Here is a 17,682-nt window from a genome sequence, read left to right as displayed (position 1 = left end):
TGTGGCATGAAATTCGGCTGGCTAAAACGTTCCATGCCGCGCGGCCTCTACGGACGTGCGGCGCTCATACTGATCGTGCCCATTGCGGTGCTGATCTTGGTGGTCTCGGCCGTTTTCATCCAGCGGCATTTCGAGGATGTAACGCGGCAGCTGACAAATGGCGTGGTGCTGGAACTGCGCGAGATCATCGAGTTGATAGACGAGGCGCCGGACATGGAGGCCGGGATGGCGGACATCGCCTCGCTTGTGGACACGCTCAACATGGAAATCTTTCCTGCGCCGGAAGAGCGCCATGGCGTTCAGCGGGTGTTCTACGATGTCTCCGGACTGGAGGTGATAAAGACCTTGCGGGACGGGTTCGACGATGTACGCGCGGTGGATCTCAGCAGTTCGAGCCGGTGGGTGCAGGTGCAGATCGGGACAACGAAAGGCCCGGTCGATATACGGTTCCGCCGGCAACGCGCCTCGGCCTCCAACCCGCACCAGTTCCTGGTTCTGATGGCGACGATCGGGGTGCTGATGGCATCCATCGCCTTTCTCTACCTGCGCAACCAGCTGCGGCCGATCACGCGGCTCGCGGATGCCGCCGAGGCTTTCGGCAAGGGGCAGGTGGTGCATTACAAAACCTCGGGCGCGCTGGAAGTGCGGGCGGCGGGGCGTGCGTTCCTCGATATGCGCGGCCGGATACTGCGGCAGATCGAGCAGCGCACGCTGATGCTCTCTGGGGTGAGCCATGACCTGCGGACCCCCCTGACGCGGATGAAGCTCACCCTGTCGATGATGCCCGAAGACGAGGAGACCGCGGATCTGAAGCAGGATGTGGACGAGATGGAGATGCTGATCGATGCCTTTCTCGATTTTGCCCGCTCCGACCAGCTCGGCGATCCGGAGCCCGTGGTGCCGCAGGAACTCGCCCGGCAGGTCGTGGACAAGGCGCAAAGGCTGGACGGGTCTGTCACGCTCTGGCACCTGGCCGAGGAGCGGCCGACCCTCATCCTGCGCCGCGCGGCGGTGGAGCGGGCCCTCAGCAACCTGATCGGCAATGCCATCCGCTATGCGGGGACGGCGCGGGTTTCGGTGGAGCTGACGGAGCGACGGGTGATCTTCAGCGTCGAGGATGACGGGCCGGGCATTCCGGAGGAACTGTGCGAGGAGGCGCTGAAACCCTTCTCCCGGCTGGATGCCGCCCGCAACCAGAACCGCGGCTCCGGCGTCGGGCTGGGGCTCGCGATTGCGCAAGACATTGCGCGACGCCACGGCGGGACCTTGCGGCTGGGAGTGAGCGAAGAGATGGGTGGGCTGAAAGCGGAGCTGGTGTTGGCGCGGTAGGGGGCAGCTATAGGGAGAAACTCCTTGGCGACCTTGCCGCCGTTTGCCCGGGACTCGTCCAAACCTGGTTCTTGTGCCGAACTGTCATCACCGTTCTTTTGATCTTTGTCGTTCGATTGCCTGTTTTCCCTGACTTTCATCTGTGATGTGTTTTGATTCTTCCCGCGATTGGGATAGGACGCGACGATAATTCCTCAACTGGTGGCACCACGATGAAAATGCGCGACACATTCCTGAAACCGATGCATCCGGAAGGGCGGAAGTTTGTCGCCATTTTCATGGCTATAACTGTAATTCTGTTCCTGATCTCCACGTTCCTGGGGTGGGTCGGGGCAGGGCTGACCGTATGGTGCTATTACTTCTTTCGGGATCCGGTGCGCGCGACACCATCCCGCGACGGCCTGATCGTCAGTCCGGCCGACGGCGTCGTTTCGCTTATCGAGAAGGCCGTGCCGCCGGCAGAGCTGGGTATGTCCGACGAGGCACTGACCCGCGTGAGCGTCTTCATGAGTGTCTTCAATTGCCATGTGAACCGGGCCCCGATCGCCGGCAGGATTGCCGCGATCGCCTATCGACCCGGCAAGTTCTTCAATGCCTCCCTGGACAAGGCGAGTGCCGACAATGAACGCAATAGCCTTTGCATTGAAATGGCGGATGGGCGGCAGGTTGCCGTTGTGCAAATCGCGGGGCTGGTTGCGCGGCGGATTGTCTGTTTTTCCTCCGAGGGGGACGAACTCCAGACCGGTGAACGATTTGGGCTGATACGCTTCGGATCGCGCCTGGATGTCTATTTGCCGGAAGGCGTGCATCCGATGGTCAGCCTCGGGCAAACCATGGTCGCGGGCGAGACGGTTCTTGCCGATCTGACTTCAGCAGAGCCCGCTCGGTCGGCTCGGGCAGACTGACCGATGCCCGAGCGATCGACAGACAAGAAAAAGGACGTTCCCGTCCTGCAGTTGTTGCCAAACCTGCTGACCATCATAGCCATTTGCGCGGGCCTGACGGCGATCCGGTTCGGGTATGAGGGGAACTATGAGATGGCTGTCCGTCTCATCCTGGCAGCCTGCGTGCTGGACGGGTTGGATGGTCGGTTGGCGCGCTTGATGAGAGCGGAAACGCCGATCGGCGCAGAGCTCGATTCGCTCGCCGATTTTCTGAATTTCGGCGTGGCACCGGTCCTTATCCTGCACAGCTGGACACTCCACGATTTTCGTGGCGCCGGTTGGTTGGCGGTTTTGAGCTACAGCATATGCTGCGTTTTGCGACTGGCCCGGTTCAATGTCAGCAGCCGGTTGGATGCAGAAGGAGGCGCTGGCGACTTCTTTGTCGGTGTTCCCGCGCCAGCGGGTGCCTTGCTCGTGTTGCTGCCAATGGTTCTCTCCTTTGCCATCTCCGATCTTCCCTTGATCTCGCCCGCAATCATCGCCGTTTACGTTGGTCTTGTCGGACTGTTGATGATCAGTCGCATACCGACATATTCCTTCAAGAATGTTGCCGTTGAACGCCGGAAAACCACATACGTCCTGCTGGGCACGGTGCTCCTGACCTCCGCTTTGCTGACTTATCTCTGGGCGACCCTCGCCATTCTGACGTTCTTCTACATCGGCTGCATCATCTGGGGGCTCAAATCCGAGCGCAGGAAACGTCGGGCCGAGTAGTGAAACACTACTGGCCGAGGGATGACAGGTTCTCGTGGCAGCATCGCTCCAGCTGCACCCTTGAGAGCCGGTCGCTCTTGAGATCACGCCTGAGCAGGACGAGCCTTCAAAGCATCCACTCGACCGGCAACCACCGGACAACGGCCGTCAGACCGCGTTGGAAACTGCTGGTTTCCGGCTCCACCGTGTGCGTCGTGGATGTTCCGTCTTCTCCCTCTTCGATCCAGATCAGCGCGCCGTCATCCGTCCTTTCGACGCGATACGTGGAGTCGGTGTTGTCGAGTTGCGCTGCGAGCGTGGCGGCGATCGTGGGGCTTTCGATCAGCAAGCCCATTTCCGTGTTCAGGCGCGCGGATCTCGGGTCGAGATTGTAGGAGCCGATGAAGGCACGTTCTCCGTCGGAGCCGAACATTTTCGCGTGCAGACCCGAGGCGGAACCCGCAAGGATCTCGGGTAACCTGCGGTCACGATGCTCCTTGCGAAGGGCTCGAAGCTCCAGAAGTTCCACGCCGCTCTCCAGCAGGCCGTCCCGATACCGCATGTAGGCGGCGTGCACGGGCATCACATCGGTCGCGTCGAGCGAGTTTGTCAGAACCCGGACCTTTACCCCGGATCGGGCAAGACCTTGCAGGATTTCGGCCCCTCGGCTGCCGGGAATGAAATAGGCCGAGACAAGATCGAGCGAGGTCTTGGAGGTTTTCGCGAATTCGACCAGGCGCTCGACCATCAACTCCTCGCTCTCAACCTGTCCAAGCCCCTTGGCCGGGTCATCGACGAGGAGCGTGACTTCACTCCATTCGAAGGTGAGATCCCGGTCGGCGATCCGGTCGGTGAGTTCGTTATCCAGAATGGCTTTCTGATAGCCCGCACCGGCCGCCGACTGGCGCGCGGTTTCGGCCAGTGCCTGAATGCGCATTTCCTCGGAAGGCTCCAGGAACAAGGCCGCGTCATAGGAGGAGGCACTGTTCCAGTAGGCATCGAAGGAGTCCGAAACCTCGTCGACGATGGGGCCGATCGCGATGGCATCGACATCCAGGTAGTGAGTTCCCGGACCGTAGCTGAAATAGATGTCGCCGATATTGCGTCCGCCCATGATCGTGGCGACACCGTCGAAGGTCATGGACTTGTTGTGCATGCGCCGGTTCAGGCGCGTGAAATCGAAGGCGTAGGACATCAGTTTTGGGTTTCGGAGCGTGAACGGATTGAAAATGCGCACGCTGGCCGTAGGCAGGGCGTCGAGTTCTGCCAGCAACGGGTCCATGCCCGAAATTCCGTTGTCGTCAACCAGCAGGCGCACCCGAACACCGCGTTCCGCGGCGGAGCGAAGCTCGTCCAGAAGCATCAGGCCGGTAACGTCGTGCTGCCAGATGTAATATTGTGCATCGATGGAAGAGGTGCTCTGCCGCGCGAGGATTACCCGCGCCGCAAAAGCCGTGCGCCCATCTCCCAGGGGGCGCACACCATCCAGTCCGGGATTGCGCGCCTGCGCGGGCTGGATCGTTGTGCCGAGCGGTCCCGACCAGGATGCAGGCTGCTTTTCGCCAGGTTCGGAGAAATTGGTGCTCGGCAGGGGAAACGCCAGTTTCAGTCCAATCACGCAGATCGCGATAACCGCGACTGCGTAAAGAGATACCTTGATCAGTCGCATGCCGCGCTCCGAGTTCGATGGGCCAGGTTATCGTCGCGTCCAACCTTGCCGCATGACCAGCTTGGTTTTCAAGATAATCGCGTGATTCTCGAACCCGATCGGCGTGTGTAGCATCCGATCGGGACTTCTGGCGGTCCGTTCGAGCCGTTTTCATCCGATCCCGGGTTCAGAACCGGGGGCGCGCTGTTGCCGGTGCGCCGTCAGCGAAACGGCGCATCAAGGCCAACGAAAACGTGCCGGTTCCCGTCGGCCATCCCCGAAACAGCTCGCCGGTGATTCTAGGCTCTGCGGCCGAGGAAATCTTCCATGCGGTTCAGCGCGCGGGAGATGTTTTCCGCCGAGTTGGCATAGCTCAACCGGATATAGCCTTCGCCCAGTACGCCGAAATCCGGCCCGCCAATGGTGGCCACGCCGGCCTCTTCCAGCAGGGCGGAGGCGAGCGGTTTGGCCTTCCACCCGGTCTCGCTGACATTCGGGAAGGCGTAGAAGGCGCCCTTGGGGGTGATACAACTGACCCCCGGAAGGGCGTTGAGGCCGTCCACCACCAGCTTCCGGCGCTTGTCGAACTCCGCCAGCATCGTGGCCACCGCGTCCTGCGGGCCGGTCAGCGCTTCGAGGGCGGCGAATTGCGACGGCGCGTTGACGCAGGACCAGGCGTTGACCGCGAGCTTGCGCACCTTGTCATAGAGCCCGTCCGGCCAGACCGAGTAGCCCAGCCGCCAGCCGGTCATGGCATAGGTCTTGGACCAGCCATTGAGCAGGATCAGGCGGTCGCGGATCTCGGGGTAGTCGAGCAGGGTGACGTGTTTCTCGCCGTCATAGAGCATCTGGTCGTAGATCTCGTCCGACAGGATCGCGACCTGCGGATGCGCGGCGAGGCCGGCGACGAGCTTGTCGACCTCCGCCTTGGGCGTGACGCCGCCGCAGGGGTTGGCAGGCGAGTTGAGGATGAGCAGGCGGGTCTCGGGCGTGATCAGCGCGAGCGTCTCCTCCGCCGAGAAGCCGAAGCCGTTCTCCTCTCGGATGGGCACCGGGATGGGTCGGGCGCCGGTAAACTCGATCATTGAGCGATAGATCGGGAAGCCGGGGTCGGGATAGAGGATATCCGCGCCCGGCTCGCCGAACATCAGGATGGCGGCAAACATGGTGACCTTGCCGCCCGGCACGACGATGACGTTGTCGGGGTTCACTTCCGCGTTGAAGCGCCAGTGCAGATCGGCGGCGACGGCTTCGCGTAGCGGCGCGATGCCGACGGCCGGGGTGTAGCCGTGCTGGCCGTCCTTGAGCGCCTTGATCGCAGCTTCGACGATATTGGGCGGCGTCGGGAAATCCGGCTGGCCGATGCCAAGATTGATGATGTCCTTGCCTTCGGCGGCCAGTTGTCCGGCGCGCGCCAGGACGGCGAAGGCATTTTCCTCGCCGATACGGTCGAAGCCCGCGATTGTCTGCATTGTTATTCGTCCTTGTTGCCGGTGAGGCCGCTGGCGCGGCCTGCCTTCGGCGAGGATATTTGTAGAAAGAGGATGCGCTCAGGCTTGCCAGGCTTTCACGCTCTGGTTCTGTTCGCCGAGGCCTTCAATGCCGAGGCGCATCGTGTCGCCGGCGCGCAGGAAACGCTGGGGCTTCATGCCCATGCCGACGCCCGGGGGGGTGCCGGTGGAGATGATATCGCCCGGCATGAGGGTAATGAACTCGCTCAGGTGGCTGATGATCTCGGCCACGCCGAAGATCATGGTGGCGGTGTTGCCGGTCTGGCACCGTTCGCCATTCACGTCGAGGAACATGTCGAGCACCTGCGGGTCGGGGACTTCGTCGGCTGTGACGAGCCAGGGGCCGACCGGGCCGAATCCGTCGCAGGATTTGCCCTTCACCCACTGGCCGCCGCGTTCGATCTGGTAGCTGCGCTCGGAGAGGTCGTTGACAACGCAATAGCCGGCCACGTGATCCAGAGCGTTCTCGACGGTCGCGTGCTGCGTCTTCTTGCCGATAACGACGCCAAGTTCGACCTCCCAATCCGATTTCTCGGAGCCCTTGGGGATAGTCACCGGGTCATTTGCGCCGGTGGCCGGGCAGACCTTCATGAACAGGATCGGTTGCTCGGGGATCGCCATGCCCGCTTCTTCGGCATGGTCGGAATAGTTCAGCCCGATGCAGAAGATTCGACGGATATCCGAGACGATCGGCGCATAGTCCGGCGCGTCGAGGGCGGGCAGGGTGGAGAGGTCGGTTGCGGCAAGTTCCGCGAGTTTCCCTTCGGCGAGGGTCTCGGCGGTGATGTCGTCGATTACCCCGGCCAGGCTGCGTGCCGTGCCTTCGGCGTCGATGGCGGCGGGGATGGTGCCGGACTCGGTGCGGATGCGGCAGAATTTCATGGTCTCTCCTCCTGGGCGGTCAGCCGCCCTTGCGAATGCGGAATTCAAGGTGGCCCGCGCGCTCGGACTGTTCCAGCAGCGCATGGCCGGCTTCGGTGCAGAAATGCGGAAAGTCGATCACGGCGGCCGGATCGTCGGCCAGAACGTGCAGCTCGGCACCGTCGGGCAAGGGTTTGAGCGCCTTGCGGGCCTTCAGAACCGGCAAGGGGCAGAGCAGGCCGCGGGCGTCGAGCGTGGTCGGATCCTTCATGGGGAAAATGTCTAGGGCCAGATCGGCGTGGCGTCTACAGGACATCCACGCCAATGTGACCTCGGGGGCCGTGACCTTTTGCGCTCGAGCGTCTAGAGCGTTTGGAAAGGAGAGGACATGTTCGGATTTGAAATCATCGACGCCGCGCTCTTGCCGGCCATGGCGATTGCCCTCGTGGCGGGGTTGATCTCGTTTCTGAGCCCTTGCGTGCTGCCGATCGTGCCGCCTTACCTGGCCTATATGGGCGGCATCTCCATGTCCGACATGAGCGAAGGCGGCACGGGACGGCGGCGGGTGATCCTGACGGCGCTGTTCTTCGTGATGGGGCTGTCGACGGTGTTCCTGTTCCTGGGCTTCACGGCCTCGGCCTTTGGCGCGTTCTTCCTGCAGAATCAGCAGGTTTTCAACACGCTGGCAGGCCTTCTGGTGATGTTTTTCGGGCTGCATTTTCTCGGCATCTTCCGCATTCCCTTCCTTGAGCGCGAGGCGCGCCTGGATGCGGGCGACCGGGGTGGCTCGGCCTTCGGTGCCTATATTCTCGGCCTCGCCTTCGCCTTTGGCTGGACGCCCTGCATCGGGCCGCAGCTCGGGGCGATCCTGTCGTTGGCGGCCTCCGAGGCCAGCATCACGCGCGGAACGCTGCTGCTCGCGGTCTATGCGGCGGGGCTTGGTATTCCCTTCCTGTTGGTGGCGGCCTTTTTCCCGAGCCTGACAGGGTTGATGAACTGGATGAAGCGGCACATGGCACAGATTGAGCGCATCATGGGGCTGCTGCTCTGGACCATCGGCTTGCTGATGCTGACGGGCGGCTTCAGCCAGTTCTCCTATTGGCTGCTGGAGACCTTCCCGGCGTTGGCGCAACTTGGCTAGGCGCGGTGATCGGGCGGAAGAACGGCGCGGGGAGCAGATGTCCATGCGAGAAGACCTTCTGCGTGATGCCTTTCGGCTGGGCCTCCTGCTCAAATTCCTCCACAGCCTGATCGAGGTTGTCGGCGGGTTGGCGCTTGCCTTCATGACCCACGACACCGTCGTTCGCATGGTGCAGGTCCTCACTGCCGGCGAACTGCTCGAAGATCCCGGCGACATGGTTGCCAATACGCTTCTTCATTGGGCGGTCGGGTTCGGGGTCGATGCGCAGAGCTTTGCGGCCTGGTATCTGATGAGCCACGGCGCGATCAAGCTTGTGCTCGTTGCCGCCGTTCTCGCCGAGCGTGCCTGGGCTTACCCCACCTTCATCGTGGCCCTTGCCGGTTTCATAGCCTACCAAGGATACCGGATGTTGCTTCACCCAACATGGTTTCTTGTCGCGATCACGATTGTGGACGTGGTTGTGCTGGCCCTTGCCTGGCACGAATGGAAACAGCGCCGGGCGGAAATGTCCGGCTGAAACACCGAACGCTTGCCTTGGCTTCTCCGTTCCAGCTCCTCAGGCGCCATCCAGGTCGAGCCAGAGCTTTCCGTCTCGGTAGCCGCCCCGAATGACGTGACCGGGCTGCTTCAGTTCCGGGTGCTCGTCCACCCAGTCGCGGAAACGGTCATTGCTGACCACGCGCGCTCCGAGGTTCCGGGCGGCGTCGAGCAGGACTGGGTCGGCGGGGACACCCTTGTCAACCACGATGACCCTGTTCCGATGCAGGTAGAGCATCTGTGCCAGTGCCCTGTCCCCACTATATCGACCTTCCAGCTTGTAACCCGCATTGGCGTCAAAAACGACGCCGGGAGTGAAACCGAGCGCGGACAGCCGTTCGATCACTTCCCGCACCGTTTCCAGGCGGGCCTCGCCATCCTTCCAATGCATGACGTTCGAACCGTCCAGAACGACCACGTTGGCCGGGTGCCCCCGGCGCAGAATGACCCGGACCAAGAGGTAGAGGCTTGCCAGCGCCGCAGGTCCGGCAACCAGGATCAGGTCGCCGAGTTCAGGACGTAGAAAAGAAAGAATTGCGGCCGCGAAAGCGATCAGGAAAAGCACCAAGGGAACGATCATGGCGGTACCTTAGCCCTTTGCGTGCTGCGTGCAATCGGGGGTATTCGCGTTTGTCGGAATGTCACCCTGGGATCGGTTGACCCCCGCAATCTGAAAATTGACGCAACGATAACCTGCTCCTAAGCTGAAAGGGCGCAAAGACAGGACGACTACCTTTATTGGGAGGAAAGGAAACGCATGTCTGATACTCCATATGACGGAAATACCAATTACGAACGTGTCTTCGAGACAAGGGCGGACCGCGCCGCGAATGCCGGGATCGAGCCCGGGCAGACCCGCCAGAGATCGTATTCGATCGAACGGCGGTATCGGTCGGGGTCAATTGACCGTGTACATATCCATGACAATGCCCGCAGCGGAAACCGGCAGTTTCGCCATGTGATCGGCGGCTGGGATCGCGACGGCAACCAGTGGGGGCGCAACGACATCTAGAGCCTGTCGCGTTCATCCGGGTTTACCTGAAACCCTCTGGCCCGTTGATTTCGGGGGGTAGGAACGTTAGTTCCGCGCCCCTTTAACGAGCAACATGCTCTGGGGCCTGCCGCATTGAAACGGGCCCGTGATGTCGCTGGGCCAAGCCTGAACCACCCCGGCCGAATTCGGTCGGGGTGTCGTTTGATGAGTTGGCGGCCGGCCGGTGGCTCAGGCTGCAGACCTGGCCAGGTTGCGCAGCACGTAATGCAGTACACCGCCATTCTCGATGTAGTCGATCTCGACAGCGGTATCGATCCGGCATTTCAGCGTGATCTCTACCGTCTCGCCACCTACGCGCGTTATCGTGCCGGGAACCTCCTGCAGCGGCTTCACGCCCACCAGACCATCGATCGCCACCGTCTCGTCGCCGGTCAGGCCGAGCGACTTGCGGGTGTCGCCGCCGGTGAACTCGAACGGGATGACGCCCATGCCGACCAGGTTGGAGCGGTGGATCCGTTCGAAGCTCTCGGCGATCACGGCCTTGACGCCCAGCAGGTTGGTGCCCTTGGCCGCCCAGTCGCGGGAGGAACCGGCGCCATATTGCTCGCCGCCGAAGATCACCAGCGGGATGCCGGCTTCCTGGTAGGCCATGGAGGCGTCGTAGATCGACGTCACCTCGCCATCCGGGCCCTTGGTGTAGCCGCCTTCGACCCCGTCCAGCATCTCGTTCCTGATGCGGATATTGGCAAAGGTGCCGCGCATCATGATCTCGTGGTTGCCACGACGCGAGCCGTATGAGTTGAACTCCCGCGGGGCGACCTGGCGCTCGGTTAGATACCTGCCAGCCGGGGTGTCCTGCTTGAAGGAGCCTGCGGGCGAGATGTGGTCGGTAGTGATCATGTCGCCCAGAAGGGCCAGAACCTTGGCGCCTTCGATATTGTCGATGGGCTTGGTCTCCATGCCCATTCCCCGGAAATAGGGCGGGTTCTGGATGTAGGTCGACTGGGTCGGCCAATCATAGGTCTCGGCATCGGTGGTCTCAACCGCCTGCCACTTCTCGTCGCCCTTGAAGACATCCGCGTATTTCCTGAGGAAGGCTTCGCGCGTCACGGTCTTGTGCACCAGATCGGCGATCTCGGCATTGGAGGGCCAGATATCCTTGAGGAACACGTCATTGCCGTCCTTGTCCTGGCCGAGCGGCTCGGTGGTCAGGTCGATATTCATGTCTCCGGCCAGCGCGTAGGCGACAACCAGCGGCGGCGAGGCCAGGTAATTGGCGCGCACGTCCGGGCTGATGCGGCCTTCGAAGTTGCGGTTGCCCGAGAGCACCGCGGCGGCCACGAGGTCGCCCTCGTTGATCGCTTTTGAGATCTCCGGCTGGAGCGGGCCCGAGTTACCGATACAGGTCGTGCAGCCGTAACCGACGAGGTTGAAGCCGATCGCGTCGAGATCCTCCTGCAGGCCGGCGGCCTCCAGATACTCGGTCACGACCTGCGAGCCGGGGGCCAACGAGGTTTTTACCCAGGGCTTGCGGTTCAGGCCGAGCGCACGCGCCTTGCGGGCCACCAGACCGGCGCCAATCATCACATAGGGGTTCGACGTGTTGGTGCACGACGTGATCGAGGCGATCACGACCTTGCCCGAGGACATGGTGTACTCCTCGCCCTCGACGGCGACGTCCTTGCCCATCGGACGCTTGAAGGTTTCTGCCATTTCCCTGGCGAAGGCTTGCTTGGCGTTGGTCAACGGCAGGTAGTCCTGTGGGCGCTTCGGGCCGGAGATGGCCGGAACGATGCTGCCCATGTCGAGCTCCAGCGTGTCGGTATAGACGGGCGCGTAATCGACGCCGCGCCAGAAGCCGTTCTCCTTCGCATAGGCTTCGACCAGCGCGATGCGGTCCTCGTCGCGTCCCGTCTGGCGCAGGTAGCGCAGCGTCTCGTCATCGACCGGGAAGAAGCCGCAGGTTGCGCCGTATTCAGGGGCCATGTTGGCGATGGTGGCGCGGTCGGCCAGCGGCAGCTTGTCGAGCCCCGGCCCGTAGAATTCCACGAACTTGCCGACCACGCCCTTGACGCGCAGCATCTCGACGACCTTGAGCACGAGATCGGTGCCGGTGGTGCCCTCGATCATCTCGCCGGTCAGCTTGAAGCCCACGACCTCGGGGATCAGCATGGAGATCGGCTGGCCGAGCATCGCGGCCTCGGCCTCGATGCCGCCCACGCCCCAGCCGAGAACGGCGGCACCGTTGACCATGGTGGTGTGGCTGTCGGTTCCCACCAGCGTGTCGGGATAGGCGACTTCCTTGCCGTCCTGGTCAAGGTCGGACCAGATAGTCTGGGAAAGATATTCGAGGTTCACCTGGTGGCAGATGCCGGTCCCCGGTGGCACGACGCGGAAATTGTTGAACGCCTTCTGGCCCCACTTGAGGAAGGTGTAGCGCTCCATGTTCCGCTCGTATTCGCGGTCCACGTTCATCTGGAAGGCGCGCGGGTTGCCGAAGGCGTCGATCATGACGGAGTGGTCGATCACGAGGTCGACCGGGTTCAGCGGGTTGATCTGCTGGGCATTGCCGCCCAATCCCTCGATGCCGTCACGCATGGCGGCGAGGTCCACGACGGCGGGAACGCCGGTGAAATCCTGCATCAGAACCCGGGCGGGGCGATAGGCGATCTCGCGCGGGTTCTTGCCGCCCTTGGCGCCCCATTCGGCGAAGGCCTTGATGTCATCGACGGAGACGGTGAAGCCACCGTCCTCGAAGCGGAGCATGTTCTCCAGCACCACCTTGAGCGCGGCGGGAAGCCTGGAGAAATCGCCAAGCCCGGCGGCCTCGGCGGCGGGAATGGAGTAATAGGAATAGGTTTTTCCGCCAACGACAAGATCCTTGCGGGTCCTGGCGGTATCAGTGCCTACTTTGATCGGCATGTGTTGGCCTCCCTTTCAGGTCCAGGGTTCGTTGTACTCGCGTATTTCCAAGTGACAGGCTTCAACAAAAACTGGATATCGGTGCTGGCGCTTTCAAGCCATCCCGTGCCCGACGCTTGCCTGTCGCTTGCTTTTCGCCGACCCAGTTGGGCATGTTGGCGCGCGGTCCGCTGACCGGTTTGCCCGGACGGACCCCGCGCGCGCCATGCCGTGCCTTTTCAAGGGGGGCGACGAGCGTTTTGAGCGGCTCCCGGTGCCTTCATGCTTTGCGACCGACGGGTTTGGATGTATGGGCATGTTCAGATGCAATGCCGGCGTGGGAAGCGGGTGCCGCCACAAGTTTGTGACAACCTGTCGCGCCGATCATATTGAAGATCGGATCGCTTTAGTATACCATCGCATACAGCAAGCTTGTTCAGGCCCGCCAGACGATTCTGAGATTCGGCGTTCAAGCTACAACTGACATCACAGCGGCGAGAGAAGACATGAGCTTGTACACTGAATATCTGGACGAAATCAGCACCCGCAAGGCCCAGGGCCTGCACCCCAAACCGATTGACGATGGCGCGCTGGTTGGCGAGCTGATCGAGCAGATCAGGTATACCGGGAACGCGCATCGCGCGGACTCGCTGGAGTATTTCATCTACAACACCCTGCCGGGCACCACGAGCGCGGCGGGCGTGAAGGCGAAATTCCTCAAGGAGATCATTCTCGGCGAGGCTGTCGTCGCGGAAATCACCCCGGAATTCGCTTTCGAGCTGCTGTCGCACATGAAGGGCGGCCCCTCGGTCGAGGTTCTCCTCGACCTGGCGCTGGGCGAGGACGTGGCCATCGCGGAGCAGGCCGCCGAGGTGCTCAAGACGCAGGTCTTTCTCTATGACGCGGATACCGGCCGTCTCGAAGCCGCCTACAAGGCTGGCAACAAGATCGCGCAGGGCATTCTGGAAAGCTACGCCAAGGCCGAGTTCTTCACCAAGCTTCCCGATGTCGAGGAAGAGGTGAAGGTCGTCACCTATATCGCCGCCGAAGGCGACATTTCCACCGACCTGCTTTCGCCCGGCAACCAGGCCCACTCCCGCTCCGACCGTGAGCTGCATGGCAAATGCATGATCTCCGAGGCGGCGCAGCAGGAAATCGAAGCGCTGAAGGCCCAGCATCCCGATAAGCGCGTGATGCTGATTGCCGAGAAAGGCACCATGGGCGTCGGCTCTTCGCGGATGTCAGGTGTGAACAACGTGGCGCTGTGGACCGGCAAAAAGGCCAGCCCCTACGTGCCGTTCGTGAACTTCGCCCCGGTCGTCGCCGGAACCAACGGCATCTCGCCGATCTTTCTGACGACCGTTGACGTTACGGGCGGAATCGGGGTCAACCTGAAGAACTGGGTCCGGAAGACGGACGCGGACGGCATGCCGGTCCTTGATGATGCCGGAAACCCGATCCTGGAGCAGAAATACTCCGTCGAGACCGGCACCGTCCTGACCATCAACACCAAGAAGAAAAAGCTCTACAACGCCGATGGCACCGAGGAACTGGTTGACCTGGCGGGCTCCTTCACGCCCCAGAAGCTCGAATTCATGAAGGCCGGCGGCTCCTATGCCATCGTCTTCGGCAAGAGGCTGCAGACATTCGCCGCCGAAACGCTTGGCGTGGAGCCGACCCCGGTCTTCGCACCCTCCAGGATCGTGACCAAGGAAGGTCAGGGCCTGACCGCGGTGGAGAAGATCTTCAACCGTAACGCCGTGGGTGTTCCGGCCGGCACGGTCATGCATGCCGGCTCCGATGCCCGCGTGACGGTGAATATCGTCGGCTCGCAGGATACGACCGGCCTGATGACGTCCCAGGAGCTCGAAGCGATGGCCGCCACGGTTATTTCGCCGAAAGTGGACGGTGCCTACCAGTCCGGCTGCCACACTGCCTCGGTCTGGGACCTGAAGGCGCAGGCCAACACGCCGCGCCTGATGAAGTTCATGAGCGATTTCGGCCTGATCACCGGCCGGGATCCGAAGGGCGAATATCACGCGATGACCGACGTGATCCACAAGGTGCTCAACGACATCACCGTGTCCGACTGGGACATCATCATCGGCGGCGACAGCCACACCCGCATGTCCAAGGGCGTGGCCTTCGGTGCCGACTCCGGCACCGTTGCGCTGGCGCTGGCAACCGGCGAGGCCTCCATGCCGATCCCGGAATCCGTGAAGGTGACCTTCAAGGGCAAGATGGCCGACTACATGGATTTCCGCGACGTGGTGCACGCCACCCAGCAGCAGATGCTCAAGCAATGCGGCGACAACGTCTTCCAGGGGCGTGTCATCGAAGTGCATATCGGCACGCTGCTGGCCGACCAGGCCTTCACCTTCACCGACTGGACCGCGGAGATGAAAGCCAAGGCCTCGATCTGTATCTCCAATGACGAGACGCTGATCGGCTCGCTGGAGCTGGCCAAGCATCGCATCGGCATCATGATCGAGAAGGGCATGGACAACGAAGTGGGCATGCTCCAGGGCCTGATCGACAAGGCAGATACGCGCATCGCCGAGATCCGCTCCGGCGTGAAGCCGGCGCTGACCCCGGATGAAGACGCGAAATACTTTGCCGAAGTCGTGGTCGACCTGGACCAGATCGTCGAGCCGATGATCGCCGACCCGGATGTCAACAACGCCGATGTCTCCAAGCGCTACACCCACGACACCATCCGCCCGGTTTCCTTTTACGGGGCGGAGAAGAAGGTGGACCTGGGCTTCGTCGGCTCCTGCATGGTGCACAAGGGCGACATGAAGATCGTCGCCCAGATGCTCAAGAACCTGGAGAAGGAAACCGGAAAGGTCGAGTTCAAGGCGCCGCTCGTGGTCGCCGCGCCGACCTACAACATCATCGACGAGCTGAAGGAAGAGGGCGACTGGGAGATCCTGCAGAAATATTCGGGCTTCGAGTTCGACGATTTCATGCCCAAGACAGAGGCACGCACGGAGTACGAGAACATTCTCTACCTTGAGCGTCCGGGCTGTAACCTCTGCATGGGCAACCAGGAGAAGGCCGCCAAGGGCGACACGGTGCTGGCCACCTCGACCCGCCTCTTCCAGGGCCGCGTCGTGGCCGACTCGGCTGAAAAGAAGGGTGAATCGCTGCTCGCCTCGACCCCGGTCGTCGTCCTTTCCGCCATTCTCGGTCGCACGCCGAGCATGGAGGAGTACAAGCACGCCGTCGAAGGTATCGACCTCACCAAGTTCGCGCCGCCGCTGACGGTCCCGGCGACGTCGAGATCCGTTCATTTCTGACGGGCTCCACAGGACGTGTTTCGCGGCCGCCGGCTTGACGCCGGCGGCCGTCTTCTGTTCTGGGCGTAGGGACACGCGCCGGGGCGGACCGATTCACGCAGAGCCGTGGCAGGGGATTGCGCCCCCGCACGCTCTGTCACAAAAAGACAGGCAGGCACGGCGTGCCGGCGCGCAAGGGCGTGCGGGTGAGTCGCCGGACCGAACGGGAGGGAGACATGTCGGATCGCGACGCGGCGGAAGAGGTTTCGCTGAAGGAACAGTTGGACCGGATCGAGCAGAAGATAGACCGGATGCTCGGTCTTTACGATGCATTGGGCGATATCGCCGCCGGCCTGCCGCCGCGGCTGGTTGCGGCGCTGCACACCATGTCGCCGGCCGAGCACGTCGCGCTGCAGATGGTGCTGGACAACCGCTCCAATCATGAGATTTCCGTCTGCCTCGACGTTGAGGAGCCGCGCGTGGCCGAATGGGTCGACGCGGTGCTTGCCAAGCTGGGCGTGAACCGGCGGGCCGAGATCCGCAGGCTGATGCAGCCGCTGATGGCCGCCATTCCGCCCGAGAACTATGCCCGCGCCAGTGGCGGCATTCCCAAGGACTGGAACGACAAGTACGGCGTTGGCGGCGTTCCGGACCCGTATCGGCGCATCTATCACCCCAACCCGGACTGACGGTCGCGTCAGCCGTGAGCAATCGTTACCAAAATCCCACGGGTTCTTGATTGGCTGTTGCAGGACGTGGGCGCTATTAAGGGCGTCAACGACGGATGAGAGGCGCCCTATGAAACCGAACCATCTGCTGGCAGGTATAGCTGCATCTGGCATGCTACTGGCACAAGCCGTTTCGGGTTGGGCCGAGTCCGCGGCCAACGATGCAGGCTCCTCCCCGGTCGTGGTCGAATTGTTCACCTCGCAGGGCTGCTCCTCCTGTCCTCCGGCCGATGCGCTTCTGGCGCACCTGGCCGAGCGCTCCGACATCCTGCCGCTGGCCCTGCATGTGGATTACTGGGATTACATCGGCTGGGCCGACAGTTTTGCCCGCCCCGAGCACACCAAGCGTCAGAAATCCTATGCCCGCGTGGTCGGCTCGCACACGATCTACACCCCGCAGATGGTGGTGGGCGGCGTCACCCATATCGTTGGCGCCAAGCCCATGGAGCTGGCCGAGGCGGTGATGGAACTGATGCCAAGGGCTTCGGAGATCAAGCTCAGCGCGGAACGGAGGGGCGACATTGTCCACCTTTCAGCGCCGGCGCTGACGGAAAGCGGGGATTACGCGGTGCAGCTCGTGCGCTTCCTGCCCAAGAGCAAGGTTGCGATCGAGCGGGGCGAGAATGCGGGCAAGACGATTGTCTATTCCAATATCGTGACCGACTGGGAAACGCTCGGCAAATGGTCCGGCGATGAACCCCTGGCGCTCGAACTTCCGGTCGCGGGCCCTGAAGAGGGGGCCGTGATCGTGCAGGAACGGGGATACGGCCCGATCCTCGGGGCGTTGCGGCTTCCCTGACCGGTGTGGTGTCGCTTGCGCGCGGCGCGGTTGTTAGAGCACCCCGCCATTAACCTGAGACATATCCGGCAGCCTTGAAGTAGCTCCAGCATTCTTGCGGAGAATAGAGATCGCAGACCTGGGCGATGGCGCCGAACAATTCGGTGAAGGTGCGAGCGCCGATCCTGCGGAGGTGAGCCTTGAGCTTCGAGAACGCCATTTCGATGGGGTTGAGGTCGGGGCTATAGGGCGGCAGGAACAGGAACCAGCATCCGGCGTCTCGCATGGCCTTGGCCGCGGCGGCGCTCTTGTGTGTAGCGAGGTTGTCCAGAATGACCA

16 protein-coding genes are annotated in these 17,682 nt (G+C 62.3%); 9 read left to right on the top strand and 7 right to left on the bottom strand.

The genetic code is table 11. The annotated features are described in order from the left end of the window. Positions 1–6: 6 nt before the first annotated feature. The 3 genes from BLR85_RS21290 (at position 7) to pssA (ending at position 2,987) form a co-directional block, all read left to right on the top strand. Positions 7–1,329 (top strand): ATP-binding protein, encoded by a 1,323-nt coding sequence (locus BLR85_RS21290; RefSeq protein WP_093162072.1) that lies wholly within the window; start codon positions 7–9, stop codon positions 1,327–1,329. A 212-nt stretch (positions 1,330–1,541) separates the two neighbouring features. Next, positions 1,542–2,234: a phosphatidylserine decarboxylase gene (locus tag BLR85_RS21285; RefSeq protein ID WP_093162069.1), complete on the top strand. Its 693-nt coding sequence runs from the start codon at positions 1,542–1,544 to the stop codon at positions 2,232–2,234. A gap of 3 nt (positions 2,235–2,237) precedes the next feature. After that, on the top strand, positions 2,238–2,987 hold the full coding sequence (gene pssA / locus BLR85_RS21280; protein ID WP_093162066.1) for a CDP-diacylglycerol--serine O-phosphatidyltransferase: 750 nt from the start codon (positions 2,238–2,240) through the stop codon (positions 2,985–2,987). Positions 2,988–3,093: 106 nt separating this feature from the next. On the opposite strand, the gene BLR85_RS21275 is transcribed toward pssA, so the two are convergent. The 4 genes from BLR85_RS21275 to BLR85_RS21260 all read right to left on the bottom strand — a co-directional run bounded on the left by BLR85_RS21275 (position 3,094) and on the right by BLR85_RS21260 (position 7,257). Then, positions 3,094–4,635 carry a phospholipase D family protein gene (locus tag BLR85_RS21275; protein ID WP_093162063.1) on the bottom strand — a complete coding sequence of 514 codons (1,542 nt, stop codon included), beginning with the start codon at positions 4,633–4,635 and terminating at the stop codon, positions 3,094–3,096. A 278-nt stretch (positions 4,636–4,913) separates the two neighbouring features. Continuing rightward, on the bottom strand, positions 4,914–6,086 hold the full coding sequence (locus tag BLR85_RS21270) for a pyridoxal phosphate-dependent aminotransferase (protein WP_093162060.1): 1,173 nt from the start codon (positions 6,084–6,086) through the stop codon (positions 4,914–4,916). A gap of 78 nt (positions 6,087–6,164) precedes the next feature. After that, on the bottom strand, positions 6,165–7,007 hold the full coding sequence (locus BLR85_RS21265) for a fumarylacetoacetate hydrolase family protein (RefSeq protein ID WP_093162057.1): 843 nt from the start codon (positions 7,005–7,007) through the stop codon (positions 6,165–6,167). A 19-nt stretch (positions 7,008–7,026) separates the two neighbouring features. Beyond that, the gene (locus tag BLR85_RS21260) at positions 7,027–7,257 is read right to left on the bottom strand and encodes a sulfurtransferase TusA family protein (protein ID WP_093162116.1); all 231 of its coding nucleotides are present in this window, start codon (positions 7,255–7,257) and stop codon (positions 7,027–7,029) included. A gap of 117 nt (positions 7,258–7,374) precedes the next feature. On the opposite strand from BLR85_RS21260, the gene BLR85_RS21255 reads away from it, so the two are divergent. Together BLR85_RS21255 and BLR85_RS21250 are read left to right on the top strand one after the other, a co-directional pair. Beyond that, entirely contained in the window at positions 7,375–8,127 is a 753-nt protein-coding gene (locus BLR85_RS21255; RefSeq protein ID WP_093162054.1) for a cytochrome c biogenesis CcdA family protein, read from the top strand. A gap of 43 nt (positions 8,128–8,170) precedes the next feature. Further along, positions 8,171–8,644, top strand: a complete 474-nt coding sequence (locus BLR85_RS21250; protein ID WP_170844680.1) for a DUF2127 domain-containing protein — start codon at positions 8,171–8,173, stop codon at positions 8,642–8,644. Positions 8,645–8,683: 39 nt separating this feature from the next. On the opposite strand, the gene BLR85_RS21245 is transcribed toward BLR85_RS21250, so the two are convergent. Further along, the gene (locus tag BLR85_RS21245; protein WP_093162049.1) at positions 8,684–9,244 is read right to left on the bottom strand and encodes an NYN domain-containing protein; all 561 of its coding nucleotides are present in this window, start codon (positions 9,242–9,244) and stop codon (positions 8,684–8,686) included. Between the two features lie 177 nt (positions 9,245–9,421). Here BLR85_RS21245 and BLR85_RS21240 point away from each other — a divergent pair, with 177 nt between their 5' ends. Then, positions 9,422–9,676 carry a hypothetical protein gene (locus tag BLR85_RS21240; protein ID WP_093162046.1) on the top strand — a complete coding sequence of 85 codons (255 nt, stop codon included), beginning with the start codon at positions 9,422–9,424 and terminating at the stop codon, positions 9,674–9,676. 210 nt (positions 9,677–9,886) lie between these two features. On the opposite strand, the gene acnA is transcribed toward BLR85_RS21240, so the two are convergent. Then, positions 9,887–12,580, bottom strand: a complete 2,694-nt coding sequence (acnA, locus tag BLR85_RS21235) for an aconitate hydratase AcnA (RefSeq protein ID WP_093162042.1) — start codon at positions 12,578–12,580, stop codon at positions 9,887–9,889. Positions 12,581–13,065: 485 nt separating this feature from the next. On the opposite strand from acnA, the gene BLR85_RS21230 reads away from it, so the two are divergent. The 3 genes from BLR85_RS21230 to BLR85_RS21220 all read left to right on the top strand — a co-directional run bounded on the left by BLR85_RS21230 (position 13,066) and on the right by BLR85_RS21220 (position 17,364). After that, positions 13,066–15,858: a bifunctional aconitate hydratase 2/2-methylisocitrate dehydratase gene (locus BLR85_RS21230; protein WP_093162039.1), complete on the top strand. Its 2,793-nt coding sequence runs from the start codon at positions 13,066–13,068 to the stop codon at positions 15,856–15,858. Between the two features lie 215 nt (positions 15,859–16,073). Further along, positions 16,074–16,526: a hypothetical protein gene (locus tag BLR85_RS21225; RefSeq protein ID WP_093162036.1), complete on the top strand. Its 453-nt coding sequence runs from the start codon at positions 16,074–16,076 to the stop codon at positions 16,524–16,526. A 109-nt stretch (positions 16,527–16,635) separates the two neighbouring features. After that, positions 16,636–17,364, top strand: coding sequence for a DUF1223 domain-containing protein (locus BLR85_RS21220; RefSeq protein ID WP_244520817.1), 729 nt, complete (start codon positions 16,636–16,638; stop codon positions 17,362–17,364). Between the two features lie 49 nt (positions 17,365–17,413). On the opposite strand, the gene BLR85_RS21215 is transcribed toward BLR85_RS21220, so the two are convergent. Further along, positions 17,414–17,682 (bottom strand): transposase (locus tag BLR85_RS21215; protein WP_170844679.1); only part of this gene is annotated, 269 nt, incomplete at its 5' end.

Source organism: Aliiruegeria lutimaris (genome assembly GCF_900099935.1).
In the GTDB taxonomy this organism is placed as follows: Bacteria; Pseudomonadota; Alphaproteobacteria; order Rhodobacterales; family Rhodobacteraceae; genus Tropicimonas; species Tropicimonas lutimaris.
This window is presented reverse-complemented; position numbering and strand designations above follow the sequence as displayed.

What these genes read in the sequence shown, in the direction of transcription:
- BLR85_RS21240 (WP_093162046.1), top strand. Translation starts at nt 9,422, where the DNA reads ATGTCTGATACTCCATATGACGGAAATACCAATTACGAACGTGTCTTC.
- BLR85_RS21260 (WP_093162116.1), bottom strand. Translation starts at nt 7,257, where the DNA reads ATGAAGGATCCGACCACGCTCGACGCCCGCGGCCTGCTCTGCCCCTTG.
- BLR85_RS21220 (WP_244520817.1), top strand. Translation starts at nt 16,636, where the DNA reads ATGAAACCGAACCATCTGCTGGCAGGTATAGCTGCATCTGGCATGCTA.
- BLR85_RS21265 (WP_093162057.1), bottom strand. Translation starts at nt 7,007, where the DNA reads ATGAAATTCTGCCGCATCCGCACCGAGTCCGGCACCATCCCCGCCGCC.
- BLR85_RS21270 (WP_093162060.1), bottom strand. Translation starts at nt 6,086, where the DNA reads ATGCAGACAATCGCGGGCTTCGACCGTATCGGCGAGGAAAATGCCTTC.
- BLR85_RS21230 (WP_093162039.1), top strand. Translation starts at nt 13,066, where the DNA reads ATGAGCTTGTACACTGAATATCTGGACGAAATCAGCACCCGCAAGGCC.
- BLR85_RS21245 (WP_093162049.1), bottom strand. Translation starts at nt 9,244, where the DNA reads ATGATCGTTCCCTTGGTGCTTTTCCTGATCGCTTTCGCGGCCGCAATT.
- BLR85_RS21250 (WP_170844680.1), top strand. Translation starts at nt 8,171, where the DNA reads ATGCGAGAAGACCTTCTGCGTGATGCCTTTCGGCTGGGCCTCCTGCTC.
- BLR85_RS21290 (WP_093162072.1), top strand. Translation starts at nt 7, where the DNA reads ATGAAATTCGGCTGGCTAAAACGTTCCATGCCGCGCGGCCTCTACGGA.
- BLR85_RS21285 (WP_093162069.1), top strand. Translation starts at nt 1,542, where the DNA reads ATGAAAATGCGCGACACATTCCTGAAACCGATGCATCCGGAAGGGCGG.
- BLR85_RS21275 (WP_093162063.1), bottom strand. Translation starts at nt 4,635, where the DNA reads ATGCGACTGATCAAGGTATCTCTTTACGCAGTCGCGGTTATCGCGATC.
- pssA (WP_093162066.1), top strand. Translation starts at nt 2,238, where the DNA reads ATGCCCGAGCGATCGACAGACAAGAAAAAGGACGTTCCCGTCCTGCAG.
- BLR85_RS21225 (WP_093162036.1), top strand. Translation starts at nt 16,074, where the DNA reads ATGTCGGATCGCGACGCGGCGGAAGAGGTTTCGCTGAAGGAACAGTTG.
- acnA (WP_093162042.1), bottom strand. Translation starts at nt 12,580, where the DNA reads ATGCCGATCAAAGTAGGCACTGATACCGCCAGGACCCGCAAGGATCTT.
- BLR85_RS21255 (WP_093162054.1), top strand. Translation starts at nt 7,375, where the DNA reads ATGTTCGGATTTGAAATCATCGACGCCGCGCTCTTGCCGGCCATGGCG.